19 protein-coding genes are annotated in these 23,549 nt (G+C 64.5%); 17 read left to right on the top strand and 2 right to left on the bottom strand.

The genetic code is table 11. From position 1 onward, the window contains the following. Nucleotides 1-61 precede the first annotated feature (61 nt). From ACFC4D_RS07585 to ACFC4D_RS07655, 15 genes are all read left to right on the top strand, one after another. Nucleotides 62-373, top strand: coding sequence for a type VII secretion target (locus ACFC4D_RS07585; RefSeq protein WP_375963113.1), 312 nt, complete (start codon nt 62-64; stop codon nt 371-373). Further along, nucleotides 370-1,752, top strand: coding sequence for a hypothetical protein (locus tag ACFC4D_RS07590; protein WP_375963115.1), 1,383 nt, complete (start codon nt 370-372; stop codon nt 1,750-1,752). The genes ACFC4D_RS07585 and ACFC4D_RS07590 overlap by 4 nt, the downstream gene beginning before the upstream one ends. 27 nt (nt 1,753-1,779) lie before the next feature. Continuing rightward, nucleotides 1,780-2,094, top strand: a complete 315-nt coding sequence (locus ACFC4D_RS07595) for a PE family protein (protein WP_376062137.1) — start codon at nt 1,780-1,782, stop codon at nt 2,092-2,094. 15 nt (nt 2,095-2,109) lie between these two features. Continuing rightward, a complete protein-coding gene (locus tag ACFC4D_RS07600) occupies nt 2,110-3,141 on the top strand; it encodes a PPE domain-containing protein (RefSeq protein ID WP_376062138.1) in 1,032 nt (343 codons plus the stop codon). Next, a complete protein-coding gene (locus ACFC4D_RS07605; protein ID WP_375963124.1) occupies nt 3,138-3,926 on the top strand; it encodes an ESX secretion-associated protein EspG in 789 nt (262 codons plus the stop codon). Before ACFC4D_RS07600 ends, ACFC4D_RS07605 begins: the two co-directional genes overlap by 4 nt. A gap of 99 nt (nt 3,927-4,025) precedes the next feature. Next, nucleotides 4,026-4,334 (top strand): WXG100 family type VII secretion target, encoded by a 309-nt coding sequence (locus ACFC4D_RS07610; RefSeq protein WP_375963126.1) that lies wholly within the window; start codon nt 4,026-4,028, stop codon nt 4,332-4,334. A gap of 44 nt (nt 4,335-4,378) precedes the next feature. Beyond that, the gene (locus tag ACFC4D_RS07615) at nt 4,379-4,678 is read left to right on the top strand and encodes a WXG100 family type VII secretion target (protein WP_376062139.1); all 300 of its coding nucleotides are present in this window, start codon (nt 4,379-4,381) and stop codon (nt 4,676-4,678) included. 111 nt (nt 4,679-4,789) lie between these two features. Next, nucleotides 4,790-6,334, top strand: coding sequence for a type VII secretion protein EccB (gene eccB / locus ACFC4D_RS07620; RefSeq protein ID WP_376062140.1), 1,545 nt, complete (start codon nt 4,790-4,792; stop codon nt 6,332-6,334). A gap of 167 nt (nt 6,335-6,501) precedes the next feature. Continuing rightward, nucleotides 6,502-7,686 (top strand): hypothetical protein, encoded by a 1,185-nt coding sequence (locus ACFC4D_RS07625; protein WP_376062141.1) that lies wholly within the window; start codon nt 6,502-6,504, stop codon nt 7,684-7,686. Between the two features lie 40 nt (nt 7,687-7,726). Further along, nucleotides 7,727-9,607 (top strand): protein kinase, encoded by a 1,881-nt coding sequence (locus ACFC4D_RS07630; RefSeq protein ID WP_376062142.1) that lies wholly within the window; start codon nt 7,727-7,729, stop codon nt 9,605-9,607. Continuing rightward, nucleotides 9,604-11,499 (top strand): serine/threonine-protein kinase, encoded by a 1,896-nt coding sequence (locus ACFC4D_RS07635; protein ID WP_376062143.1) that lies wholly within the window; start codon nt 9,604-9,606, stop codon nt 11,497-11,499. The genes ACFC4D_RS07630 and ACFC4D_RS07635 overlap by 4 nt, the downstream gene beginning before the upstream one ends. 27 nt (nt 11,500-11,526) lie before the next feature. Then, entirely contained in the window at nt 11,527-13,056 is a 1,530-nt protein-coding gene (locus tag ACFC4D_RS07640) for a serine/threonine-protein kinase (protein ID WP_376062144.1), read from the top strand. Between the two features lie 11 nt (nt 13,057-13,067). Further along, entirely contained in the window at nt 13,068-14,285 is a 1,218-nt protein-coding gene (locus ACFC4D_RS07645) for a hypothetical protein (protein WP_376062145.1), read from the top strand. Then, nucleotides 14,285-15,553 carry a hypothetical protein gene (locus ACFC4D_RS07650; RefSeq protein WP_376062146.1) on the top strand — a complete coding sequence of 423 codons (1,269 nt, stop codon included), beginning with the start codon at nt 14,285-14,287 and terminating at the stop codon, nt 15,551-15,553. The genes ACFC4D_RS07645 and ACFC4D_RS07650 overlap by 1 nt, the downstream gene beginning before the upstream one ends. Nucleotides 15,554-15,809: 256 nt before the next feature. Continuing rightward, nucleotides 15,810-16,814, top strand: coding sequence for a hypothetical protein (locus tag ACFC4D_RS07655; RefSeq protein WP_375963143.1), 1,005 nt, complete (start codon nt 15,810-15,812; stop codon nt 16,812-16,814). Between the two features lie 31 nt (nt 16,815-16,845). Here the strand turns inward: ACFC4D_RS07655 and eccE are convergent, their stop codons facing one another. Together eccE and eccA are read right to left on the bottom strand one after the other, a co-directional pair. Continuing rightward, entirely contained in the window at nt 16,846-18,582 is a 1,737-nt protein-coding gene (eccE, locus tag ACFC4D_RS07660; protein ID WP_376062147.1) for a type VII secretion protein EccE, read from the bottom strand. A gap of 68 nt (nt 18,583-18,650) precedes the next feature. Further along, the gene (gene eccA, locus ACFC4D_RS07665) at nt 18,651-20,486 is read right to left on the bottom strand and encodes a type VII secretion AAA-ATPase EccA (protein WP_376062148.1); all 1,836 of its coding nucleotides are present in this window, start codon (nt 20,484-20,486) and stop codon (nt 18,651-18,653) included. A 154-nt stretch (nt 20,487-20,640) separates the two neighbouring features. Between eccA and eccD the strand changes: the two genes are divergently transcribed. Both eccD and mycP read left to right on the top strand, forming a co-directional pair. Beyond that, entirely contained in the window at nt 20,641-22,116 is a 1,476-nt protein-coding gene (eccD, locus tag ACFC4D_RS07670; RefSeq protein ID WP_375963150.1) for a type VII secretion integral membrane protein EccD, read from the top strand. 62 nt (nt 22,117-22,178) lie between these two features. Next, entirely contained in the window at nt 22,179-23,540 is a 1,362-nt protein-coding gene (gene mycP / locus ACFC4D_RS07675; RefSeq protein WP_376062149.1) for a type VII secretion-associated serine protease mycosin, read from the top strand. Nucleotides 23,541-23,549: the final 9 nt, after the last annotated feature.

Here is a 23,549-nt window from a genome sequence, read left to right on the forward strand (position 1 = left end):
GGCACAACCAATTTCGTACTTGTACTGTCATTCAAGATCGTGTACTTGGGAGGGACCACCGATGGCCGATTACGTGAAAGCGGATTTCGAACCGATTCTGGAGTACGGGACCACGCACGCCGGGATCGCGGCGCAGATCGCGGGGGCGGCCGCGGCCGACTCGATCGGCGCGATGGCTTCGGCGGTGCCGATGTTCGGTCTGATCGGTCAGGACTTCCTGCTGGCGTTCGCGGGGGCGCAGGGCAGCTACCTGTCCTCGGCGGCGGAGATCGCCGGTGTGCACGCGGAGACCGCGATCAGCGCCGCGTCCGCGGTGGGCACCTACTCCACCACTGAACTGGCCTCGGCGACGACCTTCCTCAGCAACCTGTGACTGAATCCGTCGGTGTAGTCACTACGACACCGAGCCCCACCGTGCTGGACGTCATTCGTACCAGTCCGGCTGGGGCGCTGGTGGATACGCCCGTGGCCGATGTGATCAACGGGCTGGGATTGCCGCAGCTGCCGCAGTTTCCGGCGATCCAATTGCCGGATCTGTCGGGCATCCAGATGCCCACGCTGCCGACCATCGATCCCACGACGCTGATTCAGCCGGCGATCAGTCTGCTGTCCGCCATGGGCAACGGCGCGGCCAGCATCGGCACCCAGTTGATCTCGATCTTCGCTTCGGTGAGCAAGGCGCTCACCTCGGCGGCCAGCTCGAGTTCTGCTGCTACAGCGGCGGTTTCGAACAGTTGGCAGGGTGACGCGGCGAAAGCCGCGGAGGTGAAGAGCAAGCAGGTCGAAACCGTCATCCCGACCGTTGACGCGCAGGGGCAGGAGCTGCGGACGATCCTGCTCGCGGCCGAAGCGACCGTCGCGGAGGGGTATGGGCTGCTCTCGGCCCTCATCTCGCGATTCGTCGCGTCGGTGCTGGCGGATCTGCCCTTCCTGGTCACTCCGGTCGGCGTGCCGGTGCTGGTCGCGATGGCCACCGACGCGTTGTCGGAGGCGGGGATCATCACCGCCAACACCCGTGCCCAGCTCACCGTGCACACCGCCAATGTCGCCGCCGCCGGAATCAAGATCCCGGTGCCCGGTGCGCCGAACATCGCCGATGCGGCGTCACTCGCGAATCAGGTGACGCAGGCCGTGCAGCCGTTCCTGAACGTCGGCACCACCGCCGTCCAGAAGGTGGTCGAAAAGGGCAGTACGGTGGCGTCTTCGGCGGCATCGTCGGCCAGCAGCATCAGCTCGGCCGGGCAGTCGGTCGTGAGCGCGCTGACCTCGAACACCAGCAAAGACACGACCACCACCAACAAGACCACCACGACCAACCCTGACGACAAGACCACCACCGAGACCAAGCCGGTCGACACCACCCTCAAAACCAACGACACCACCACAACCGGTGGCGGCGGCGGTATCCCGGGCGGCATGCCGATGGGCGCGGGACTCAGCAACAGCCCGCTGAGCCCCTACACCGGCAAGATGCCGACGGCGGAGGGCGTGGGCTCAGGCTCACCGGTCTCACGCGTCACCAGCAATAACAACGAGACCCAAACCCGTTCCACCACAGGCATGCCCGGCGGTATGGGTGCCGGTGCGGGCTTGGCGAACAAGGGCGACACCGAATCGGCGGGCGAGCGCACCGCTCTGGTCACCGGCGCACACGGCGACGAAGTGGTCGGCGTAATCGAAGGCGTCTCCATCCCGGTGGTAGGCGCGGTGGAAGCCGTCGACGAACCGCCGGACAAAGCGCTCACGCTCTGAAAACGCAGGGGTATTAGGAGGATTGCCATGAGCACCAACGATTTCGAAGGCGTGCGGTTCGATGCGTCGAGCGCACTTCAGGCCGCGATGCAGCTGGATGCGCTGGCCGATCGCATTGCGAACGGGCTGAGCGCGGAGCAGACCAAGCTGGAGATCGCTCCGGCGGGGGCCGATGAGGTTTCCACGCGTGCGGCGCAGACGCTGAATTCCGTTGCGGCGTCGTTCCAGACGTCCGGCGGCACCGGTGTCGACGAGGTGCGCAAGCTGGCCGCGGCGCTGCGCGCGCAGGTCGGTCAGTACACCTCGGTCGAGGAGCAGAGCGTCCTCGGGTTCGCGGTCTGAGGAGCGCCGTAGCCGATGTTGGAACCGACGAGCCCCGGCTTCACCGGTGTGGTCTGGGAAGCCAGGCCACCCGAGCAGCTGGCACGCGATCTGGTGACGGGGGCGGGCGCAGTGCCCGCCGCCGAGGCCGGTCTCGCCTGGGCGCGCTTGAGCGCCGGATTCGCCGCGGCCGCACTCGACTACGAGCGCATTCTCGAAAACCTCGACAGCGCATGGCAATCGAAGAACAGTAGCCAGTTCATCGAGCGCATTCGCACGCTGCGGGACTGGTTCGCCAGTTCCGCGGCCGATGCGGCGGCAAATGCCGCCAAGGCCGAAACGCACGCCGCCGCATACGAAATCGCGCGCCTGGCCATGCCCGACGCCGACGATGTCGAGAAGCTGAAGCATCTGCGCGAGACGCTGGAGCAACTGGGAACCGCCATCGGCGCCCCGATGCTCGCCCAACTCGCACAGACCGACACCGATGCGGACACGGTGAAAGCCGTCGCGTCACGCGTCATGCACACCTATGAAGGTGCGACCGAAACACTGTCCACGCCTTGGGAACACCCCGCGCCACCGGAGATCACCGCCGGTATGACCCCGACGCAGAGCGCGCCGCAGGTGGATCCGGAAACGGTGACGCCCGAGCTGCCCGCCGGCATGCCGGGAATCCCGCTGGGGGCGCTCAACATCCCTCCGGCCATCACCGCGTTCCGCCCGCAGGGCGTGGCCGAGGTGAACGCGAGCACCACCCAAAAGGTCACCGTGCAACCGGTTACGGTGCAGCAGGCCGGTTCGGTGCCCATGGCACCCGGCGGTATGGCGCCGAACAGCCAGGACGAGAGCGAGCATCACACGCGCTCCGGGCTCGCCGGTGCGCCCACCAGCGATGAGGAACTCGGTCTCACCTCGGGTATGCAGGTTGCGCCCGCGGTGCTGGGTGGGCTGGATCCCAATGCGCAGCAGCGGGTTCCGGATATCGCGTTCAATGCCGGGACCACCGGTGTCGAGAGTTCCAGCCCCGCACCCGCTCCCGCGACGAGTGAGGAGGCGTCGGCATGACGACCCTCACCAATGACAGCGTCATGGCGCTCGCCGCTGAGCTCGGAGTGCAAACCCTGCCGCTGGTGCTCTCGATTGCCCCGCAGCAGGATTCGCACCGCGAATGGAACGAGGGGCAGGCCCGGGCGAGGGATGATCTGCGCCGCGGCCGCATCATCGACAACCACGGCGATGTCGAATCAGGAATGGCCACAGCGCTTTTCGTGCTTGCGCAGCCTGATCGCGAACTGGCCGCGCGCATTTACACCGCCAACGGTCAGATACGTGTGTGCCTGGCAAGGCGTGGCGAGGAGTCCGTTCTAGCTGTCCGGCGTGGCGACGATCTGGATATCCGGTCGATCTGGACCAATGACAGCGGTGACTCGCTGGCACGGCCCGTGCTGGAGGCTCTGGGCGCGTTCCCTCCCGCCGATGTCGCCAGCTTCAGCGCCCCGGCGGCGGAGCTGAGTGAACGCTTCGACAACGCAAGAACTTCCGAAGATTTCGCGAGCGCGGTTTACAGCCTCGGCGTCGCCGATACCGATGCCACGGTGTACGGTCTCGCGCTCGCGTCCTGCCACGCTTACGCCGAAGTGGTGGCCTATGCCTACGCCGATGGCGTGACTGATCGATCGCCGGGGGCCGTCGTGGTGTATGACACCGCGCGGGGTCGAATTGTGGCCGCACCCGGGGTCGCTCCGGATCAGCAGGTCTGGTCCACCTTGACACCGGGCACTGATCACCGTGTCGCTCAAGCGATTTCGGGCCTGATCGACATGCTGCCTGGGGGGAGGTGGCTGTCGTAACTCACATCCAGTGACCAGGCAGCTGACCCACTCCGAATCGGGTGATGCAGAGCCGCATTGCCCTAGCGTTCCATCGAATACACCGAAGAGGGAAACATCATGAGCGGCAATAGCGTTCAGTCAGAACACGATGTAGCCAGTAAGGCGCAGGGCCACATGGCCGACGTCGTCGCCTCCGTCAAGGCGATCCTGGCCAAGGTCACCGCCTCCGTCGACTCCTCGCGCCCGGGCTTCAAGGGTGTCGCCGCGGTGGCGTTCAACCAGGCCGCGGACAACTGGGACGCGGAGAACAAGCGCCTGAACGACATCCTCAACCAGATCGAGACCCAGGTTGGCACCGGTGTCGCGTCGTTCAAGCACCTCGATGCCGAGAACGAGGCCGGGTTCAAGACCCTCACCAACCTCTGATCGATCCACTGATCCACCCGAAAACAGCTTTGGAGGACTGACACATGTCGGATGAAATGCTTTATGACCAGGCGACTATCACCACCCTGGTGTCCGATCTCAAGGAGCAGTTCGGTCAGCTGACCGCGGCTGGCCAGGATATGGAAGATGCTGCCAAGCAGCTCGAGGTCGCGTGGGCGAACAACAGCTCGGCGGAAAGCTTCAAGGCCGTGCACGATAGCTGGAAGAACGAGTACGCGGACTCGCTGCACACGCTCAACCAGGTCGCAGTCGCCGTCGAGAACGCGATGCACTCCGCTCTCGGTGCCGACAAGAAGATCGGCGACGGCTTCGGCGGTATCTAAAGACCACCGAGATTTCGTTCGACAGCGCACCCCGCTGTATCAGCGGGGTGCGCTGTCGAATGCCCGTCTCGGTAGTCTCCAGCTTGCAGTTCTCGTTCCGACGGAGGTTCAGTGCCAGCCCAGTTGACCACCCGGGCCCAGGTCAATGGGTACCGGTTCCTGCTGCGACGTCTCGACCACGCGCTTGTCCGACGCGATGTGCGCATGCTGCACGATCCGATGCGTGCGCAGTTCCGGTCGCTGCTATCCGGCGCGATTCTCGCACTGCTGGTGGTCGCGGGTTGCGCGATCATGGCGTTCATTCGCCCACAGGGCTCGATCGGTGACGCGAAGATCGTTATGGGCAAGGACAGTGGCGCCCTGTACGTCGTCGTGGCGGACCCGAATGACAAGACCAAAATCACGCTGCAACCGGCGCTGAATCTGGCATCGGCGCGGTTGATCGTGGGTAGCGCCGAATCCCCGAAGTCGGTCAAGGACAGCAAACTCAATTCGGTGCCGCGCGGTCCGATTCTCGGAATTCCGGGCGCCCCATCGGCTTTGCCGGGTTCGACTCAGGGCGATCGGTCGCAATGGACCATCTGCGACACCGTGCAGCTATCCGCTTCCGGCGGTGCGGCGTCCTCGGTAGGCGCGACGACCACGGCGATCGCAGGCAAGCTCGAACTGAACGAGCGGATCAAACAGGCAGACGCCGATAGCGCTCTGCTCGTGCGCAGCGTTGCCAAGAAGGGCGATTCCGAGACTGTCACCAAGGACTACCTCCTCTACGACGGCAAACGCGCCGAGGTGAAACTCAACGACCCTACGATGTTGCGCGCGTTGAACCTGACCGCGCCGCGTCCCCGGCCGATCACGACCGGCTTGATCGGCGCGGCGACCGAGGTGGCACCGCTGGTTCCGCCGACGATTCCGAATGCCGGTGACCCGGGTCCGGGACGACTCAATGGGATTCGCGTAGGCGGCGTCATTCGTGTAGCGGCACTGGGTAGTTCGGACAAGTCCGATCTGTACGTGGTGCTTTCCGATGGTGTGCAGCGGATTTCATCGTTCACCTCGGACGTGATTCGCGCTTCCAATTCGCAGGGTATGGATGAAATCAAGTCTGTGCCACCGGACCTGATCGTCGGACTGGATCGTCCTTCGAACCCGCTCCCGGTATCGGATTTCCCCGCTGTCGCACCGAAGATCATTGCCACAGAGGATGATCCGGTCGCCTGCATCACCTGGTCCAAGAACAAGGCTACAGATGTCAAGGACGCCGACGCGACCGAAGGGCCGTCGGATCGTGCCGTGGTCTCGATGCTCGTGGGTACTCGGCTGCCGCTGCCGGACTCCTCGACTCCAGTGAAACTCTCGACGGCCGACGGCACCGGCGATCATATCGACAAGGTTTACATACCGCCGAGCAGCGGCGAGTTCGTACAGACCACGGGGATCGCGCCGGGCAGTCGTCGCAGGGACAATCTGTTCTACATCGCGGACAATGGAATCAGTTATGGCATAGCTGATTTGAAGACGGCTCAACTGCTCGGGCTCGGGACTACACCTCGCGTGGCGCCGTGGGAAATCGTCGGCCAGTTCGTACCGGGCCCTGCATTGAGCGTAACCGCAGCCCTGACCAGCTTCGATTCGATGGCTATTGTCGAGAAGTAGCGGAAAAGTCGCCCCGGGCACTCCGCCCCGGATCGCTTGTGACGCAATCCATGCGAATGGCCCCGGCGTCCAGGCGATGTTAGATTGTCGCCGAACCTGCGGTCCTGCCGTCGGTTTCACTGATTGAGGTTTATGTCCGCGTGGGAGTCGCGGGCAAAGGGGGATACATGCGGTTGCGCCGATTTGCCGTAGCGGCGCTGGCTGCCGCGATCGCCGGTGCGCCTGCCGGGTGCGGAAGCGAAAGTGCGGCAACGGATAGGGACCCGACGCTCGATGTGGGTTCCTATTCGACCCAGCGTCCCGACAGCGGTTATGACGATCGCCCCAGCCTCGATCGCGGAATTCTGGTGGAGTCACTTCGCTTGGGCGAGCGCATCGCGTTCGGAAGCGATGTAGCGACCGAGTTCGCCGCCGGGCAGGGTGGCCAAGTGCTGGCAAGCTCGCAGGGAATCCGGAATATCCCTGGAGTGGCGGAAGAAGCGATATATCAGCACCACCCCCTCGCGGAGTACCGCGCGCGTTTTGCGGAGACACCGTTCCTCGGCTTACACCAGCAGCACTTCGAGCTTTCCATCGCCTTGATCGCGTTTCCGGATGAACAGGCCGCCACCGCTGCGGCATACGATCTGGCACAGCACGACAACGGGGCCAACGCCAGGAATGAAGCCGTCTCCTTGCCGAATTACCCTGCGGCGCTGAGCCACTGGCGCCCGGGTGTGCCAAATATAGGTAGTTGGCAGGCGTACCGGTCGGTGGTGGTTGCGGTTTTCGTGCAGGCACGCGAGGCAAAGCTCGATCAGCTGACTGATCTTCTGGGTAAGACCTATGAGCAACAGCTCCCAATGCTGGACGGCTATACGGCTACTCGGAGAGACCAGCAGCCGAACCTGAAGATCGACCCTGACAAGCTCTTGACGAAGCTGGTGAAAACCAGTGACGCACATCCGGATCAGCATGACTTCGCGGTGTACGGTCCCCGGACCTTCGCGCTGCTCGGTGCCGATCCCGCCGCTGCTACCCGCGAATATGACGCACGCGGTGTCGAGTCAATCGCGGTGTCGGACAACAAGTATCTCTATCAGCTGCGTGATACGGCCGCCGCACGAGACTTCGTGGACCATCTCGCGAGCGATCCGACCGTTTCCAAATACGCCCCCATGGCTGGCGTGTCCGGTGCACCCGAGGTCGCCTGCTTCAGGGCCGGGAAACCGAATCCCACTGTCGTATCGGCCCGTCGCTTCCGCTGCTTGATTCCGCACGATGCCCTCGTCGCGGAGGTATTCAGCGAGCAGGAACCGGATGTGCGGCAACTGGCCGCCGCTGAATATGTGTTGCTGAGGGCCGCTGGATGACCCGGCGATCGGTATTGCGAAGCTGTGGGGGAGGGGCTGGATGAAGGGGCTGGGTTCGCAGGACCCGCGGCAGTTGGGGCGCAATCGCATGGTGGCCGTGATCGGCCAAGGTGGTATGGGCAGAGTACTGCTCGGTGAGTCGCCGACCGGAAGGTTGTTGGCGGTCAAACAGATTCATCGCCACCTGGCGAGCGATCCGGAGTTTCACATCCGATTCCAGCGCGAGGTAGAGGCCAGTCGGAGTGTCACCGGCGCGTATACGGCGGCTGTTGTCGATTACGACGCTGATTCCGAAAGTCCGTGGTTGGCGACTGAATACATCCCCGGTCCATCGCTGAATGCGGTGATCGAGGAGACCGGGCCGCTATCGCTCGGCGGATTGCGGCTGCTGGCAGCGGGACTGGCTTCGGCTCTGATCGAGATTCATCGTGCGGGACTGATCCATCGAGATCTCAAGCCCGGCAATGTGCTACTGGCTCCGGAAGGTCCTCGGGTGATCGATTTCGGCATCGCCCGTGCCGTGGTGTCGGACGGGCAGCTCACCCTGACAGGCTCGGTTATCGGTTCACCGGCCTTCATGCCACCGGAGCAGGCGCAGGGGCATCAGCTGACTCCGGCCGCCGATGTGTTCTCGGTCGGTGCGATTCTGGCATTCGCGGCGTCGGGGCAGAGCCCATTCGCGGGGACCTCGACGCCGCAGGTGCTTTACAGCGTGATGAACTCCGCACCGGAGACCGATCGTGTACCGGAGCCTTTGCGCGACATCGTTGTTCGATGCCTGGCCAAGGATCCGAAACTGCGCCCGACTCCGGAGCAGCTTCTCGACGCAGCCGGTCGAATCGAGCCTGATCCGGTCTGGCCCGGAGCTGTTCGAGATGTCATCGCCGACCATCGGGCCGACTCTGGTTGGTGGGTTGCGACCACCGCCAAACACGCGAAGTACGAAGCGCAACTGGACGAATTGCGTACCCGCCGCAAGCGCAGGATCCAGACGCTGACAGCGGCGGCGGCAGCCCTGCTGTTGCTCATCGGGATAGGCATGACGGCGCGAGAGTGGGCCGAGCAGCCGGGGCACGCCGCACCCGCCACCGACCTCACGGTGTCGTTGACCGGAGATCAATGGCGCCTGCTGGACCTGTGCACGCTTCTGGATCGATCGGTGGGCGGGCAATTCGGCCTGCGTTCAGGAGATATGTCCAGTACGACTTCGGGGGAGTGCTCGGTCGGCTACGCGGACGCCGCCGGAGCGAAACGTTCGTTCAAACTGGCGATCGGTAGCACAGTGTCGGTCTTCAGCGACATGTTCATTCCGAGCGGATCGGTGGCGGGCTGGATGCCAATGTATGGGCTGTTCAAGGAAAATGATCTGTGTGCCCGCCGCGTCTTCACCCAGACGCATCCTGTGGTGGCCATCGAGGTGACTGCCAGTTTCCGGGGTGGTGATGGTTGTAAGTCTGCTGAGCAGATCATGCTCGCCTTGGTCAACCGGCTCGCGGTCAATCCACCACAGCTGCCCCTGCCCACGAACTCGATTCGCCGCCTGGATCCGTGTGCGATGCTGAGTCAGCAGCTGGTCAAAGCGGTCGTCGGGGATAGCCGAGAATCCACCGGTTTTCCCTACGGGTGTCAGCTGGAGAGCGATGACGCGTACCTGAGCGTCGATTTCAGCGAACGCGGCCGGCCAGATAAAGCGAGTCTGAGCGGAACACAAGGCCCCTCGATCCGGGTCGATGGCGTAACGGCCTTTATCGAGGACAACGATGCGACGTACCACACGTGCACGCTGACCTATATGGTGCGTCCTACCCGTGACGACCTTGCCGAGATCGTCTCGATTCGTTCGGAAGTTCACGGCCAGGCCGGTTCGTGCGATCGGGCTGCCCGGGTGCTTTCCGCCGTTCTACCGCAGTTGCCGAAATGACGATTCGCCCACTGGCTCAGGGTGATCCGCAGCGGATCGGTCGGTATCGAATACTCGGCGTGCTCGGTTCCGGCGGAATGGGCCGAGTACTGCTCGGGGCGGGGCCGGACGGCCGGCTCGTCGCGGTCAAGCAGGTGCACGCACATTTACTCGGCGAGGTCGAATACCGTGCCAGGTTTCGCCGGGAGGTCACCGCCTCGACCCGGGTCTCGGGTGCGTTCACCGCGCCTGTTGTCGACTTCGACGTCGATACACCCACCCCCTGGCTGGCGTCGGTCTTCGTAGTCGGCGTACCACTGGACAAAGTTGTGACGGGGTATGGCCCGTTGCCGCCAGTGGCTGTGCGGATGCTCGCCGCCGGGCTGGCGTCAGCGCTGCAGGCGATTCACCAAGCCGGCTTGATCCATCGAGACCTCAAGCCCGCCAATGTCCTGCTGGCGGAGGATGGTCCGCGCGTTATCGACTTCGGCATCGCCCAGGCGGCGGAGAACCAAGGACTCACTGAAGCAGGCTCCGTGCTGGGCTCGCCCGCCTACATGTCGCCGGAACAGGCTCTCGCGGAACCGCTTACGCCGGCGAGCGATGTGTTCGCACTGGGATCGCTGCTGGTTATGGCGGCGACCGGTGAGAGTCCCTTTGCCGCGGCTTCGATGGCGTACACCCTGTTCAATATCGCCCATGTCGAACCGAACCTCAGCACAGTGCCGCCGGAGCTGCGTGACTTGGTCGGCTGGTGTCTGGGTAAAGACCCGTCTTCACGTCCGACGCCGACTCAAATCCTGGACTATCTCGGGCGGCCGCCGGAACGCGGTCACATCTGGCCGGAACCGGTACACGCCGAGATCGATCGTGTGGGCGGGGAATTGGTCAAGTTGGCCGCCGATCCGAACGCAACGGTGATCTTGCCCGGTGGTCGGCGTGGGACTGTCACCCGAGGTCGGACCGAATTCGCTGTCCCGCAGGGCATTCCGCGCGGCGGCGACACCCGGACCTTGCTCGTCATGTGCGTTGTACTGGTGGTGTTGGCGGTGACGGCCGGAGCCGCATGGGTGCGCTGGGGCGGTGACGACACCCCGCAGGCGTCGCCGACCGGATTCTCGATGGCGCAGATGCGTGAGGTCGATACCTGCTCGTGGCTCAGCAAAGCGCTGGGCTCAACTGTTCCCGCGGAGTTGGCTCCCGGCTGGCCCGCGAAAGTCTCGGACTGGACTCTGACAACCTCGGAGTCGTGGGGGTGTGATGTTACCGCGCCGGGCGTCCGGTCGATGCTGACCGTCAGTCCGGGGAAATTCATCATTGGGTTCGGATTGACCGCCAATACTGTCTCCGCGCATCAGATTCTCGGCAGCAAATCCACGGGCTACTGCGGACGTGCAGTGAAACCCGGAGGTACACAGGCACCCTGGGGAGTATTGGTCGAGTTCTATCAGGATGAAGAGTGCCGACTCCCTGAGTATGTTCTCACCCGCCTGATGTCTGTGCGCGAACCGCCACGTCGCGTGGATGCCGACCGCTCGCTGGCGGTCGTGGAACCATGCTCCCTGGTCGATCACACGAGCTTGGCGTCTTTGATCGGCGCGATCCCCGAGGTCCCCAAGGAGAGTTCCGCGCACTCCTGTGTATGGGAAGGATCCGACCAGGTGACGGTCAACCTGGAACAGGTCAAGGCGTCGGCATCGAAAGACCCGGTGATCGACGTCGGCGACGGCAAGCAACTGATTGCGCCGAAAAGCACGGTGGATGCCATCTGCACGCGTGGCTACCCCTACCGTGAGGTCGGAACGCGGCGCGAACAAGTGGAGATCAAGGTCCACGGCGGCAATGACAACGCGGCGCATTGCAGTGCCGCGGAATCCATTGCTCGAATGGTCATCGAAAAACTTCCGAAGTAGCGAAGAAGAGTTAGCGAACGTAGTGCGATGAATCTTGGGCCGGGAGCGAATATCGGTGGATACCGGATCGAGCGGGTGCTCGGTGCCGGGGGGATGGGGACCGTCTATTTGGGGAAGCATCCCAGTTTGCCGCGGTGGGATGCGGTGAAGGTGTTGAAGGCGGACGTCGCGGAAGATCGGGAGTTTCGGGGGCGGTTCAAGCGGGAGGCGAATCTTTCTGCCGGGCTTGACCATCCGAACATCGTCACGGTATACGACCGGGGCGACGATGACGGACGGCTGTGGATCGCCATGCAGTATGTGCCGGGGATCGATGCTGCCGAGGTGTTGAAGAGTCACCCTCGGGGGATCGGGATGGAGCGGGCACTGCGGATTGTGAGGGAGGTGGGGAGGGGGCTCGACCATGCGCATCGGCGGGGACTGTTGCATCGGGATGTGAAACCGGCGAACTTCCTATTGTCACCAGGGGAGCCGGAGCGGGTGTTGCTCACGGATTTCGGTGTGGCCAAGGCGATGCAGGACTCCAGCGAGTTGACGGTGACGGGAAAGTTCGTCGCCACCGTTGCTTATGCTGCGCCGGAACAGCTTTCGGATGGAGCATTGAGTCGGCAGACGGATGTCTATGGGCTGGCTTGTTCGTTCTTCAAGTTGCTGACAGGGCGGAATCTCTATCCCGGAGCTCAACCCGCACTGGTGATGTCGGGTCATCTGTATGAACCCGTGCCGAGGATTACCGAGTTGCGGCCGGAACTGCCCCGAGCACTCGATGAGGTGCTGGCGGTGGCGTTGTCGAAGAGTCCCGATGACCGGTTCGGTAGCTGCCGTGAGTTCACGCAGGCGCTCGAACTTGCTTTGGAGCATGGTCTTTCGCCGGTCTCCACGCCTACCGAACCGGGGTCGGTGGCGGCCGTAACAGTTGGTCCCCGCAGGAAGGCGCCTGCGCGGAAGCAAATGTGGATTACGAGTGCGGCTGCGGTTACCGTGGTCGCGGCTGCTGCCGGGGTCGGACTCTGGGGCATCGACAGAGATGGTGCGGCAGCTGGACCGGTGGTGACGACAACCGTCGCCCCTGTCATCGCCAAGACGCTTGCCGATGCACGGCAGCAGAATCCATCCTTCCTCGGGAAGAAGATCGCCGCTGTCGATATATCCGGTATCGGCGGCTACAAGGCCGATCTTGCCGTATACCTGAAGCCGAGTGTGCAAGCGGCTTTCTTCGAAGCGATCGGCTTCAGTTACAACGATAGCTGTCATAAAGACGGGGATGAGACATCACCCCGCCATATCGCCACCAGCGCGACGAATGGCCTGGCCGAGGTCGACGGCCCGAATCGATTGCCGGATCTCAATTCGGGCTATCTATTGGCAGTCCGCACCGATTCTTCCGCCGGCGGCGGCGGACAGACGAACCTGCCGCTGACCATCAGTATGCGGTCCGCCACCGTGTTCGTTCTGGATGATCCGGTCGCGGTCGACGCCCTGCGAAACTGGTCGGATAAATCCGAGTCGATATTGCTAGAGCGGCTGATTCCGATCCTGCGCAAGAATGTCCGGTGATCGGAGAGAGTATGAACATTCCGGGTAGGAGAGTCGCCGCCGCCGCGATGGTCGTCCTGACGCTGTCCGCTACCGGATGTGGCGGTGAATCGGATGCTGTGCAGCAGGATCCGACGATCGATCTGAACGCGCTCGACGTCGGAGGTTATCGGCATGAGCCGAAGGATTTCGCGCCGCCGGATCGATCCTTGGTCGGGCGGGCATTCGAAGCGGAACGGTTGGGTGCGGCGGTGCCCTTGATGTCGGAGATTGATGCGGGGCTTGACTACAACCTGGCCGAATCCGTGCATGTCTTTCTCTCGCCCGGCGAGGGCCACAACAGTCCCATGTCCACCTGGCTGAGTACGGACGGATTTGCCGATGACGCGAAGGGATTCATCGCCGGATTCGCAACCTCGGCGCAGTCCGATCAGGATTACGGAATCTCCTATGGGGCATCTGATTCGGTGCTGCTGTTCGATTCCGAACAGGCCGCGAGTTCCGCCGCGGCGGCTCTGGCGCAACGTGGTTGGAGTTCGGTCAACGACATTCCGCCACGGGTGGAGCCGGTGCATTCGGCGGCGCACCCCACTGCGATCAGCTCCTGGCTACCCGATTCGCAGGTGCTCGCCTCCTGGTACGCCACCGGCAAATTCGTGATCGTCGCCCTGGCCGAAAGCGAGGAGAGCCGAAGCCTGAACCTCTCGGATCGGGATCTGTTGCAGACCCTGACCGATAAAACGATCACACTCACCTCCGAACGACTGCGGTCGTTCACTCCGACACCCCGCGATCAATTGACCACCGTGCCCTTCGATCCCGATGGCATGCTTCGGATTTCACTCCCCCGACCGGACGGTGACTCTTATACGAATCTGCCCGGTGTGTACACCCCCGCCGCCTTTCTGCATCTGGAGAACGATCCGGAGCGGGCGAAGTCCCGATACGACAAATTCGGTGTCGACCGGGTGGCTGCCAATGGCGGGCGGATTTATCGCGCCCGAGATATGCAGGCGGCCAAGCAATTACGTGACGATTTGGTGATGAATAGGTTCACCCGCCCCGTCGAGTCGCCCATCGGTCTGCCGACGGCTCGCTGCCGTCGATACCGCGGGCCGGTGAATGCTTCGACCCAGTTCTATTGTTATGTGGCCTTCGATCGATATGTCGTCATGACTTGGGGATTGCAATTGGCAGATGCACAACAGCGCGTTTCCGCACAGTACTCGATCCTCGCCCGGAGTAAGTAGTGGTTGAACGCAAAGCGCACAACATGTTTCGGTCGATCGCGGCATTGATGTTCGCCTCGGTCGGTGCAGTCTCCCTGACCGGCTGTGGATCAGCGGTCTCGGGAAGTGCTGCGGCCTCGGAGATTGACGTTCGCAAACTCGATACCGGCGCTTACCCCACCGATCCGCTCGACTATCGTGCCAAGTACGCACATTCCAACGCGACCGGCATCAACCTTGCCGTTATGCGGCTGGCGGATTCAGTTGCCAACGGTTGGGAGATCGACCCGACTCTGAAATACGCGAGGCTGGCGAAGCCTCTTACCACGGCAACGCAGGTCGGGGAGCTGCTCGCCGATGTCGACACCGCCATCGTGGCGCGCGAGAACATGATGTTCGGCTTCGCGATGTCGGCCACCACGACCGCTCCGGTGGCCAAGGACTACTCGGTTCAGCGCGATGTAAATTCGAAACCCGACCAACCCCAGCTCGACACCATCGCGGTGAACCTCACCGTGTTGCAGTTTCCGGACGCCGATTCTGCGAGGCGGGCCGCAGCCGACGTCGAGGCGGCCGACTTCGCAGTGGCAGCCGGGTCGAACACCGCTGTGGCGCTCGATACTTATCCGGACGCGAAAGCCCATTGGAGGCAAGGCATTCCGACGATCGGTACGACCATGGCCCGAGGAAGCTACCTGGTCAATGTATTCGTCAAGCGGCCGGACGCTGATCTGGACAAACTAAAGGAACTGACCCGTAAGGTCCTCGCTACCGAGCTGCCGCTGCTCGATGGTCTGGCCCCGCTGACGAAACGCGATGTCTTGCATCTGGATTACGATCCGCAGGCGATGATGCGCAGGACGCTCCACCCTGGAGACATACCCTCGCCGGACTATTCGAATGAATACGTACTCACCCCACGCGGATTTCTGCCTCGCGTCGTAGACACTGACGCCTGGCGGCATTTGATGGATGTCGGCGGAGTCGACTTGTTATCAGCCACGCCCGACGGTGGTTTGTTGATGCGGGCACGAGACGCAGCAGCCGCGGCAGATCTGGGGAATGAGTTCAAACGCGTGTCCAAGCGTCCGGCCGACCCGCCGGCCGATGTGCCGGGCGCATTTTGCAGTGAGAATACCGCCACGGCACCCTACACGCCGGGCGACCGATTCTACTGCACCGTGCGCTATGGGCGATATATCGCCCGGGTCAGCAGTGCACAGCGACTGGACGCGCAGCAACGTGCCGCCGCCCAGTTCGCGCTGCTGGCGAACAGTTCGTGGATGTAGGTTCGAGGTGTTGCGGTCCCGCTCGCAACGATTCGAGAGCTCTCGATGTCCGGCAATGTGTTTCGGCGCAGTACGCTCAGCTGGTCAAGGCTAGATAGGCGTAATGGTGTACGTGCACAGGATATTCCGGAAGACGGCGTTGGCGCTGGTGGCGGCGCTGGGGTTGGCGGGGTGCGGGAGTGTGGTTCCCGGTGTTCCGATCGCGGGTGAGGTTGATGTTCGGGGGCTCGATGTGGGCTCTTACTCGACTGATCCGTTGAATTATCGGGCGCTGTCGCTGTCGAAGACCGAATTCGGGGCGGAGTTGGCGATCACGCGGCTGGCGGGGTTCGTGGCCGCGGGGACCGAGATTGATCCGCGGTTGCGAAATGAGCTGGCGGGCAAGGCCATCAGGACCAGTCGAGACGTCGATGACAGGCTCGCGCCGATTGTCGAGCGGAATGGGATGATGTTCGGGTTCGGTGCGGGGGCTGCCGCCGAGTCGGCGACCACCTGGGTGCGGCTCACCGTATTGCAATTCCCGGAGCCCGCCGCGGCGCGAACGGCCGCTATCGAAGTGGAGGCGGCGGGGTTCGGTGCGGCGCCCAAGGCCAATGCGCCGGTGACGCTGGACTGGTATCCGGATGCCAAAGCGCACTGGCGGCAGGATATTCCGTCGCTGGATGCCGCCCTGGCTCGCGGGAATTATCTGATCATCGTGAATGTCGCTCAGCCGCGGCCGAATCTCGCCGCCCTGCAGGATCTCGGTAAGAAGACGATCGCGGCGCAATTGCCGCTGCTGGATCAGCTGCCGTCGCTTTCGGTGCCGGAAATGCGGGCGCTGGATCATGATCCGCAGGACATGCTGCGGCGGACGCTGCATCCGAAGGCGGATTTCACGCCGAGTTTCGATCGGGAGGCGGTGTTCAACGCGCGCGGCTTCCGGCATGTGGCGCCCGAACTCTGGCGGCGGCTGCTCGAGGTCGGCGGAATCGATGCCGTCGCACGGGTTTCCGATGTCGGACTGGTCGCGCGCGCCCGTGATCCCAAAGCCGCCACGCTCGTATTGAACGATCTGCGCACAGCGGCCGGACCGACCACCGCCGCACCGGCGGGGGTTCCCGATGCGTTCTGTGTCGAGAACACCGCGGCCGCCGCGCGATTCACCTGCACCGTGCGCGCCGGTCGCTATGTCGCACAGGTCGGCAGCGCGCAGCTACAGGACGCGCATCAGCGTGCGGCGGCGCAATTCGCCATCCTGGTCAACAGCGGCTGGATGTAGCGCCCAGCCCGCCTGTGGCCGGGAAATGGCCTCAGCGGCCCGTCGCACCGATGTAATGCTGTTCGGTCGGTGTGGTGACCAGCTGGGCGGTGGTACGGGTGGCGGGAGTGTGCACGGTGACGGTGTGCGGGGCGTTGGGGTGCTGCACGATCGTCACATCGGCGTCCGGCTGGTAATCCTGGGGGAGCCGATCGTGCACGGTGACAACGGTTGCCGAACCCGGCGGTGTGGTCGAGGGGACGCCGTCGAAGACGATCACGGTGGCCGCCGGATGCGGGGTGCGCGCGGTCATGGTGCTGTTGCGCGAACTGTGCGTGATCGACGAGGCCAGCGAAAGCGCGTGCGCCGCACCGACATTGTTGACCATGCGCTGCCAGGAGCCGGGGCGCGCGGTGTGCACCACCGCGCCCGCGCCCAGCGCGATGGCGCGCAGGATGACCTGCTGCGCCAGATGCAGATCCGAGATGATGTCGATGCGCCGTGAACCATCGCCGATCAGCGGAACGGCCACGCCGCTGCCGGTGGCATCCGCGCCGATCAGCTGACCGCAGCCCGCGGTCGGCACCGAGATCTCGGCCAGCGCGCTCACCGGACCGCGATGCGAGGACGAGTGCAACTCCTGCGCGCCGAACGCCAAAGTATCGGTGAGCGCCCACAATTGGCGCTGGGGGAGCGGACGCAGGCCGTCCACCGGCGGTTCGTCCATCGGCTGCTGGGTGTCATAGCGGACGCGGGCGTCCACCTCGATGAACTCGTCCTTGCGATCGCTGTCGGCGCTCGCCGCGGCGGGACGCAGGCGCACCGTGACCGTGGTGGCCAGGCTGCGCACCGACCAGACCGCCGCCAGGCCGTCGGGGGTGAACAGGTTCGGATCGATCTGGAAGCTGGTGAGGTGAACGTCGTTGTGCTCCAGCGAATGCGGCGTCTCGACGAACTCCTCCAGCGGGATGCCGCGGGTCAATTCCCTGGTGAACGCGGTCATTTCGGCGGTGGTCAGGATCGAGGCGGTGATACCGCGCGCGGCAAGCCGATTCGCCACGCGCCGGGTGGCGACGATCGCGGCGCGCAACGCGCCCTCCGGTCCGCCGCCGCGATTCTGCACGGCCTTGGAGTTCGCGAGCGGATTGAGCCGCAGCACCAGCCACACCGTGCGATGCGCGATAGCCGGTAGCGGGCCGAGGATTTCGTCGTACAGCCGCCCCAGCGGCGCGATGCTCGCGGCATAGCCGGACAGCACCGCCTCGGTGCCCGCGGTGCGGGTGCCGGTGCTGATCACATCGGCCGAATCCAGTTCGACATCGTATTGCCGTAGGCAGGAAGCGATTTCGGCCAGCGGCAGCACCTGATCGGTGCTCAGTGACCCGCGTCGCAGCAGCGTCAGGGTGTCCGGCGGGGTGTCGATGCGCAGCATGGTGGTGAGCAGCGTTCCGTCCCAGCGCAATCCGTAGGTGCCGCCGTCGGGCAGCGGCACGTCGAACTGCTTGGACTCCTCGACCGGGCGACGGCGCGATACCCGCCAGCGATAGGCCACCCACCGGCCCATCCGCATACCGATCGGCTTACCGCCAATCGGGGCGAGACCGATCAGCACCGGCAGCGCCGCCGCCAATCCGACTGCCCACCAGGGCGCTTGACATGCGACCGCCACCAGGGAGGCGAGCACCCCCACCAGCGCGACCGGAATGACCAGGCGCAGCGGCAGCACCCGGAACAGCCACAGATCGTCCGAACGCAGTTCCGTATCGTTCAGCCGCACACCCTCGTTCACAGCCGCATACCTTCGTTCACAGCCAAGCCCCCTCTATACCGGCGAACCGCGTTGCCCGCGGCCACACCCTATTCAGCTGCGGACGACAAACCCAGTGAGCTCAGCAGCGTGGTGAGCGCCGCCTTCATATCGGGCGCCTCGATGCGCATGAGCGCGGCCTCGTCGATATCGCTCAAATCGATGGATTCGTCATTGGCGAGCCGGAATTCGCGTTCCTCCTCGGCCGCCTCGATCAGGTTGCGGATGAAACGACCGTTACCGGCCACGTCCACCCCGCGTCGCGGCTGCCCGCTCTGATCGGTGCTCTCCAGGTCGTAGAGCTTCTGGCAGGTCTTGACCAGCTGCTCCATCGCGCCGTCGGACAATTCCGAATCCCGTTTGTGCGCGATGACCTGACCGATCTCACCGAGCTCGGGCGCGGTGTACGACGGGAATTGCAGGCGCTTGGCGAAACGCGAGGCCAGACCGTCATTGGCGGCCAGGAAGCGGTCGATCTCACCGTCGTATCCGGCGATGATCACCACCAGCCGATCGCGATCGTTCTCCATGCGGGCCAGCAGCGTGTCCACCGCCTCGCGGCCGAACGCGTCGCCACCCGAAAGACCCTGCTGGATAAGGGTGTACGCCTCATCGATGAACAGCACGCCGTCCATGGCGGTATCGATCAGCTTCTCGGTCTTGATGGCCGTGGAACCCAGATGCTGGCCGACGAAGTCCGAGCGCTTGGTCTCCACCACCTTCTCGGTCTTGAGAATGCCGAGGCCGCAATAGATTTTGGCGACCACGCGCGCGATGGTGGTCTTACCCGTTCCGGGCGGACCGGTGAACGCCAGGTGCTGACCGCGCGCCGAGCTCGAAAGCCCTTTCTCCGCACGGATTTTCGCCAGCTGCGCACTCGACTGCAGCTTCGCGACCTGGGTCTTCACCGCGGCCAGGCCGATCTGCTTATCCAGTTCGGCGCGCGCCTCGGCCAGGATCACCTTGGCGCGATCCTCGTTCTCGGCCTGCCGCTTCTCCTCCAGCGACGGGGCGGAGGCGGGATCCCATTTATCGGTGCGGGCCTCGATCACCTCTTTGGAGGTGACGGTGATCCGGTACGTCCGATCGCGCATGGCGGAGGTGTTGGCCTCGAAATCCGGGGCCTGCGAATACACCTTCTCGAACAGCGCCTGCGCCTCATCGGCCTCGCCGGTCTCGCGCAGGCACAGGCCGCGGCAGAACATGGCGGCGGTGCGGGCGGCCGGAATCGGGCCCGCCTCGGCCTGTTCCATGCGGCGAATGGCCTCACCGAACAAACCCAGCTGCGCGCACGCTGTGCCGACCATCACATGAGCGCCCGCGGCCAGGTACGGATCCTCCCAGGCCTCGGAGCCCGCCAGCACGGTCATCACATCGGACCAGCGCTGGCTGTTGTAATGCAGAATGCCGCGCACGTATTTGGTCACGCGGCCGTCGATCTCGAAGTCCGGTTCATTGGCCCGCGCCCGGCGATGCTGCTCGAGTTCGTTCAGTACGACCTCGGCCTCGCCGTACTGCTTCTCGGCGATCAACTGGGCCGCGTACGCCAGCCAGATTTCGGTGAAACTGGCCAGCGGGTAATCGATGTAGAGACCCGGCAGGAAACGTCCGGCTAACACCCGCGGCGGCAGCCCCAACCGCCGCTGTTCCCGTCCCAGCGAGATGGTGCTGCACTTGTACAGGTTGTGTAGAACGTCCTTGGTTACCTCACCGGCTACCGCCCGGCCGAGCCAGGCGTCACACATGGTGGGATCCCACTCGGTCGCGCGCTGAAAGGCCAGCTTCGCGTACTCGAGATCCTTGTTGGACTCCTGCCCGTCGATGCTCAACCCCAGTGAGAGCACGCCGGCGTCGAAGGCGCGTTGTGCCTGACGAGTGTCGATCATCGTAGTCGAACCCCGAATTCGTTGAACCTGGTTAGGCTTTCGTTCACAATCCCCATCCGCAGGTGCGGATCGCACAGTTGCGGACAGTCGGATACATTATGGTTAACCGCCCTGGGCGGGCAACTGTTACGAGGGTGAGGGAGCAGTTCAGCTAGTGACCGCACAGTCGATCAGCGGTTTGGGAGCCGCTGAACCCGAATTGTGCCGAGTGTCCGTCATCGGGGGGAATACCCAGCTCGACGTCGGTCTGCCGGCAAACGCGCCGATCGCCGCCTTCATCGGCGATCTGGTGCGTCTCATCGAATCACGCAATCCGGATCCGCTGGGCGGCGAAGAAGGGGGAACGCCGCTCCAGCCACAACATTGGACGCTGGCCAAACTCGGACGCGACATGATCGCGCCCAGCCAGACGCTCAATGACGCCGAAATCTACGACGGTGAGCTGCTGGTACTGCGCGCCGTCGCGGCCAAGGAAGCGCCCGCGCTCTTCGACGATGTGATCGACGCGGTCTCGCGACTCACCTCCGAGGAGTTCCGGGGCTGGTCACCGGCCTCGGCGCGGTGGACCGGACTGTGCGGGGCCATTGTCGCGACGCTGTTCGCGCTGTTCCTGGGCGCGGTATCGCGCGGTGCCGGAGATCAATTCGTCGCACCGGCCATGCTGCTCGGCGGCGCGGTCGCGGCGCTGGTCGCCGCCATTATCGCCGAACGCAAGTACGGCGATGAGCTGACCGCGACGGTGCTCACCCTGCTGTTGCTATTGCTCACCTTCGGTGGCGCGGCGCTGGCCGTACCGCACGAATTGGGCAGTCCGCACGTATTGCTCGGAGCCAGTGCGACTTTGCTGGTCGCGGTCGTCGGATATCGAATGATCCGGACCGGCGCGGCCATCGTCTCCGCTGCCGTCACGCTCGCGATCTTCATCGGCTGCGCCGCGGCCGCGCGCCTGATCTGGGATACCGAACTGCCGAAACTCGCTGCCGGAGTGCTGGTCGCGTCGATTCTGCTGCTCTCGGCCGTACCGCGACTGGCCGCGATGCTGGCCCGGCTGCCGGTGCCGCCGGTGCCGACCGCCGGTGCGGCCATCGATCCCGCCGATCATGAGCCCCGGCCCACCATCGAGGGCATCGGCGCGATCGGCGCGACCGTGCTGCCGTCGGCGCACGGGCTCGGATTGCGCGCCCGCATCGCCAATCAATTCCAGACCGGCATGGTCGTCGGCGCGGCGATCGGCGCGACCTTCGGTGCCGTTGCCGCGGCGGATCCGCTGGGCGGCGCACGCTGGCAGGGTATCGCGCTGGCCGTGATCGTCGCGATCATCCTGTGCCTGCGCGGGCGCGCCTTCGCCGATCTGACCCAGGCTTCGGTCCTGATCGCCGGTGGCGGACTGACTTTCGTCTCGCTGCTGGTGCTGCTGGCGTTCGAGGACGACGGCATGCTGCTCGTCTCGGCCGGACTGCTGCTGGTTTTCGCGGTGGCCGCCATCGTGTTCGGCGTGATCGGCCCGCACATCGAGGTGACCCCGGTGACCCGGCGCTTCAACGAGATCTTCGAATACGGCCTGATCGTATCGATCGTCCCGTTGGTGCTCTGGATCTCGGGTGTCTACTCGATGGCGCGCAACATATGAGAGCGCTCGGCGGAGGCTGGTCGCGAATCTTCTGTGCCACAGCGGTTCTCGGTGTCGCACTGTTGAGCCCGCAGGGGATCGCGGCGGCCGAGGTCAAACCGCCGACGATCGACGACAGCGCGCTGGCGGACGCGATCGCGCTCAGCGGTAAGCCCGCACCGCCGGAAACCACTGAGAAGCAGCACTTCTGCGCCGAACCGTTCATGAGCGGCACCACGCAGAAGGACGCGCCGGTCGCACAGCGCGTGCTGAATCTGCCCGCCGCTTGGCAATTCAGCACCGGCGCGGGGGTGAAGGTCGCGGTCATCGACACCGGGGTTTCCCGGCATCCGCGGCTGGGCTCGGTGGAAGTGGGCGGTGACTACGTTTCCCCGGACGGGGACGGCACCGTCGACTGCGATGGGCACGGCACCGCCGTCGCCGGAATCATCGCCGCCCGGCCGAGTCCGGATGACGCCTTCGTCGGCGTCGCGCCCGATGCCGACATTCTCTCCATCCGGCAGAACAGCGAGTACTACAAGGCCAAGAACGCGTCCGGTGGCGATGAGCCGGGCAAGATCCACGGGTCCGGCTACGGCAATATGCGGACGCTGGCGGCCTCCGTCGTACGCGCGGTGAATATGGGCGCGCAGGTGATCAATATGTCGCTGGCCGCCTGCTCCAGCGCCTCCGCGACACCCGAGGACGCCGCCGTGGGCGCGGCGGTGAAATACGCCTACGACCGGAATGTCGTGGTGGTCGCCGCCGCCGGAAATGTCGACTCCTCCAGCGGATGTGGACAGAACGCGATCGCCGGGTGGGACAAATTGAGCACCGTGGTCAGTCCGGCGTGGTTCAGCCCCTATGTGCTCAGTGTCGCCTCGGTCATCTCCAAGGACGGCAGTCCGGCCGACTCGTCGATGCACGGTCCGTGGGTGAGCGTGGCCGCGGTCGGCACCCCGATCGTGTCGCTGGACAACAAGCCCGGCGCCACCGGACTCGTCGATGCCAACGGATACGGCCAGGACGGTAAGCCGAACCTGCTCGGTGGAACCAGTTTCGCCGCACCGTATGTCGCGGGACTGGCCGCGCTCGTCCGCGCCAAGTACCCGGATATGACCGCGCAGGAAGTCATGAACCGGATCACCCGCACCGCGCACAATCCGGGCGGGCCGACCGGTCGTGACGACCGTGTCGGGTACGGCCTCATCGATCCGCTCGCCGCGCTCACCGCGCAGCTGCCCGCACAGGCGGTCAATGTCGGCGCCGATAAACCGCGCGCCATCCCCCCGCTCGAAAAGCCCGCCGGGCCGGACGCTTTGCCGCGTCTGGTCGCCGTCATCGGGTCCATCGTCTGTCTCGCCGCGCTGGGAATCGGTCTCGCACTGTCGATTCCATTCCGGCGCGCCCGCCGCGACGACGAGCTGCCCGACCTCGATTCTTAGACGACCGGA

Origin of the sequence: Nocardia sp. NPDC056000 (assembly GCF_042269265.1) — a bacterium.
Classification (GTDB): domain Bacteria; phylum Actinomycetota; class Actinomycetes; order Mycobacteriales; family Mycobacteriaceae; genus Nocardia.

What these genes read in the sequence shown, in the direction of transcription:
- ACFC4D_RS07585 (WP_375963113.1), top strand. Translation starts at nt 62, where the DNA reads ATGGCCGATTACGTGAAAGCGGATTTCGAACCGATTCTGGAGTACGGG.
- ACFC4D_RS07595 (WP_376062137.1), top strand. Translation starts at nt 1,780, where the DNA reads ATGAGCACCAACGATTTCGAAGGCGTGCGGTTCGATGCGTCGAGCGCA.
- ACFC4D_RS07600 (WP_376062138.1), top strand. Translation starts at nt 2,110, where the DNA reads ATGTTGGAACCGACGAGCCCCGGCTTCACCGGTGTGGTCTGGGAAGCC.
- ACFC4D_RS07605 (WP_375963124.1), top strand. Translation starts at nt 3,138, where the DNA reads ATGACGACCCTCACCAATGACAGCGTCATGGCGCTCGCCGCTGAGCTC.
- ACFC4D_RS07610 (WP_375963126.1), top strand. Translation starts at nt 4,026, where the DNA reads ATGAGCGGCAATAGCGTTCAGTCAGAACACGATGTAGCCAGTAAGGCG.
- ACFC4D_RS07615 (WP_376062139.1), top strand. Translation starts at nt 4,379, where the DNA reads ATGTCGGATGAAATGCTTTATGACCAGGCGACTATCACCACCCTGGTG.
- ACFC4D_RS07625 (WP_376062141.1), top strand. Translation starts at nt 6,502, where the DNA reads ATGCGGTTGCGCCGATTTGCCGTAGCGGCGCTGGCTGCCGCGATCGCC.
- ACFC4D_RS07630 (WP_376062142.1), top strand. Translation starts at nt 7,727, where the DNA reads ATGAAGGGGCTGGGTTCGCAGGACCCGCGGCAGTTGGGGCGCAATCGC.
- ACFC4D_RS07635 (WP_376062143.1), top strand. Translation starts at nt 9,604, where the DNA reads ATGACGATTCGCCCACTGGCTCAGGGTGATCCGCAGCGGATCGGTCGG.
- ACFC4D_RS07640 (WP_376062144.1), top strand. Translation starts at nt 11,527, where the DNA reads ATGAATCTTGGGCCGGGAGCGAATATCGGTGGATACCGGATCGAGCGG.
- ACFC4D_RS07645 (WP_376062145.1), top strand. Translation starts at nt 13,068, where the DNA reads ATGAACATTCCGGGTAGGAGAGTCGCCGCCGCCGCGATGGTCGTCCTG.
- eccA (WP_376062148.1), bottom strand. Translation starts at nt 20,486, where the DNA reads ATGATCGACACTCGTCAGGCACAACGCGCCTTCGACGCCGGCGTGCTC.